This is a genomic window from Pseudomonas sp. 05N434 (assembly GCF_056396965.1).
This window is the reverse complement of sequence record NZ_JBFTMK010000491.1, coordinates 1-3,820: the sequence shown is the minus strand read 5'-3', so window position 1 is coordinate 3,820 and position 3,820 is coordinate 1. Positions and strand designations below refer to the sequence as shown.

Genomic DNA, 3,820 nt, shown 5'->3' with positions numbered 1-3,820 from the left:
TCAACAACGTCATCAGCAAGGTCAGTGAGCGAAACAGGCGCATGCGGCGTCCTTCAAGCAGTGGTCGGAATGAGGCGCTCGAATAGCGCCTCTACAGTATTAAAGCGTTCTTCGGGGCGCTCCATCGGCACGAGGWACTTGAACATCGTGGCGCCTTCGAATTTGTAGCGTTTGGGCTGGCTCTGGATCAGTTTGATCAGTGTCAGCGGGTCGACCGGGGTCTGTGCCGCGAACTCGATCCGACCGCCTTGCGGGCCGCCGTCGACTTTCTTGATGCCCAGCTGTTCGGCTTGCAATTTCAGCGCCGTGATCCGCACCAGGTTCTTGGTCGGTTCCGGCAACAGGCCGAAGCGGTCGATCATCTCCACTTGCAGGTCCTTGAGGCCTTCCTCATCGGTGGCCGAGGCAATGCGTTTGTAGAGAATCAGTCGGGCATGAACGTCCGGCAGGTAGTCTTCAGGAATCAACGCCGGTACACGCAGATTGACTTCCGGACCGCCACCCAGCGGTTGATCGAGGTTCGGCTGTTCGCCCTTGCGGATCGACTTCACCGCACGCTCGAGCATTTCCATGTACAGCGTGAAACCCACGGCCTGGATCTGCCCGCTCTGGCCGTCGCCCAGCAGTTCGCCGGCGCCACGGATTTCCAGGTCGTTGGTGGCGAGCACGAAGCCCGCGCCGAGGTCCTGGGTGTTGGCGATCGCTTCCAGACGCTYTTCCGCGTCGGGAGTGATTTGCTGGCGTGGCGGTGTCAGCAGGTAAGCATACGCCTGGTGGTGACTGCGACCTACCCGGCCACGCAACTGGTGCAACTGGGCCAGGCCGAACTTGTCGGCGCGTTCGATGATGATGGTGTTGGCGCTCGGCACGTCGATGCCGGTCTCGATGATGGTCGAGGCGATCAGCACATTGAAGCGCTTGTGATAGAAGTCGCTCATCACCTGTTCGAGTTCACGTTCGCGCATCTGCCCGTGGCCGATGCCGATCCGCGCTTCCGGCACCAGTTCGGCGAGGTCGGCGGCGCATTTCTCGATGGTCTTCACATCGTTGTGCAGGTAGTAGACCTGGCCGCCACGTAGCAACTCACGCAGCAGGGCCTCTTTGACCGTGCTCTTGTTCTGCTCCATGACGAAGGTACGCACCGACAAGCGACGGGCCGGCGGTGTGGCGATGATCGACAGGTCGCGCATGCCCGACACCGCCATGTTCAGCGTCCTCGGAATCGGCGTTGCGGTCAGTGTCAGGATGTCGACTTCACTGCGCAGTGCCTTGAGCTGTTCTTTCTGACGGACACCGAAACGGTGCTCTTCGTCGATGATCACCAGCCCCAGGTTTTTGATTTTTACGTCATCTTGCAGCAGCTTGTGTGTGCCGATAACGATGTCGATCTTGCCTTCGGCCAGGTCCGCAACTGCGGCGTTCACTTCCTTGGCCGACTTGAAACGGCTCATCACTTCCACCGTCACCGGCCAGTCGGCAAAGCGGTCGCGGAAGCTGTTGTAGTGTTGCTGGGCGAGCAGGGTGGTCGGCACCAGAATCGCCACCTGACGACCGCCGTGCACCGCGATGAACGCCGCGCGCATGGCCACTTCGGTCTTGCCGAAGCCGACGTCGCCGCAGACCAGCCGATCCATCGGTTTCGGCGCGAGCATGTCTTCGCGCACCGCTTCGATGGTGGTTTGCTGGTCCGGGGTTTCTTCGAACGGGAAACCGGCGCTGAAGGTCGCGTAATCGGCTTTCGGGTCGGCGAAGGCATAACCCTCGCGAGCGGCGCGGCGGGCATAGATGTCGAGCAACTCGGCGGCCACGTCGCGCACCTGTTCGGCGGCCTTGCGCTTGGCTTTCTGCCAGGTCTCGGAGCCAAGGCGGTGCAGCGGGGCCAAGGCATCGTCACTGCCGGTGTAGCGGGCGATCAGGTGCAGGTTGGCCACCGGCACGTACAGCTTGGCGCCTTCGGCGTATTCGAGGGTCAGGAACTCGGYGGCCTGGTTGTCGATTTCCAGGATCGTCAGCCCCAGATAGCGGCCGACACCATGATCGATGTGCACCACCGGCGCACCTTCGCGCAGCTCGGTGAGGTTTTTGATCACCGCATCGTTGTTCGCGTCGGCGCGTTTTTCGCGGCGACGGCGCTGCATTACGCGCTGACCGAACAATGGGCTTTCGGCAACCAGGGCCAGCGCTGGGTCGTCCAGCAACAGGCCTTCGTCGAGTGGTGCAATGGTGATCGCCAAGCGCTCTTTGCTGGCGACAAAGTCCGGCCAGCTGTCGACGGTTTTCGGTCGCAGCTTCAAGCGTTCGAGCAATTCCAGCAGCACTTCACGACGGCCCGCGGACTCGGCGGTAAACAGCACGCGGCCGGGGAATTCGTCGAGGAAACTGGCCAGCGCCGCCAACGGCTGAGTGGCCTTGGCTTCGATGGCCAGGTTCGGCAGCGGCTGAGCCGGGAAGCGCTCGCGGCCGACACCGGTTTCGACGTCTTGTTGACTGGCCACCACACGGGGCCAGCTCTTCAGGCGCGCAAAGCAGTCTTCCACCGGCAGGAACAACTCGGCCGGTGGCAGTAAAGGACGGGACGGATCGACGCGGCGCTCTTCATAGCGGTTGCGCACATCGTTCCAGAAATTTTCCGCAGCCTGTTCGATGCCCGGCAGGGAAAACACTTGCGTGTCCTGGGGCAGGTAATCGAACAGAGTGGAGGTTTCCTCGAAGAACAGTGGCAGGTAGTACTCGATGCCCGCCGGCGTAATCCCGCTGCTCAAATCCTGGAAAATCGGGCAGCGACGGAAGTCGACATCGAAGCGCTCGCGAAACCGCGCCTTGAAACGGGTCACGGCTTCTTTCTGCAGCGGGAATTCCTTGGCCGGTAACAGTTTGACCGAGTCGACCTTGTCGATGGAACGCTGGTTTTCCGGGTCGAAAGTGCGCAGGGTTTCGATTTCGTCGTCGAACAGGTCAATGCGATAAGGCAACTTGCTGCCCATCGGGAACAGGTCGATCAGCGAGCCACGCACAGTAAATTCGCCATGCTCGTACACGGTATCGACGTAGCGATAACCGGTGGCCTCAAGCCGGGTGCGCATCTGCTCGACATCGAGTTTCTGGCCGACATCCAGCACCAGGCTGCTGCCGAGCAGGAATTTGGTCGGCGCCAGACGGTGCAGGGCAGTGGTGATCGGCAYCACCAGAACGCCATGCGCCAGCTCCGGCAACCGATACAGGCTGGCGATACGCTGCGAGATGATGTCCTGGTGTGGCGAGAACAGGTCGTAGGGCAGGGTTTCCCAGTCGGGGAAGTGCAGAACAGGCAAATCCGGGGCGAAGAAACTCAGCTCCTGTTCCAGCCGTTCGGCACTCTGGCTGTCGGCGGTCAGTAGCAAGGTAAAGCGCTTGGCAGCGCTGGCGGCCTCGGCGATGGCCAGGCTCAGGGCGGCACCGGGCAGGTTGCCCCAGTGCTGTTTACCTGCCGCGGCAGGGAGAAGCGGTAGACGCAGAACGGGCACGGAAGGTTGAGCTCCAAGCGTTGCGACAAAGTCGGTAATTGTAACGGTCTCGGGTGCCGGCTGTCAGTTGCAGACTGTGTCTATATACACAGGGTGAGCAAAATGTAGTGGTAATGACAAAAACTGGCGATTTAATACTGGAAATGTAGTGCCAAAACCGCTCGGTGTTACGGATGGTTACGGACACTGTGGCGTGATCGTCGAAAAATTGACTGTGCTGAAAGCCCCGTATTTACTGGGCTGGCGCGGGACGTGATTTTTTTGAACGGAATTTTGTTACCGCTCGTGCGACAGGCGCGCATTGCTACGGGAGGCAC

1 protein-coding gene is annotated in these 3,820 nt (G+C 60.8%); it reads right to left on the bottom strand.

Annotated elements, in window-relative coordinates; all coding sequences use genetic code 11:
• Positions 1 to 53: 53 nt before the first annotated feature.
• Positions 54 to 3,503 (bottom strand): transcription-repair coupling factor, encoded by a 3,450-nt coding sequence (gene mfd, locus AC1DLB_RS24215; protein ID WP_477785770.1) that lies wholly within the window; start codon positions 3,501 to 3,503, stop codon positions 54 to 56.
• Positions 3,504 to 3,820 lie beyond the last annotated feature (317 nt).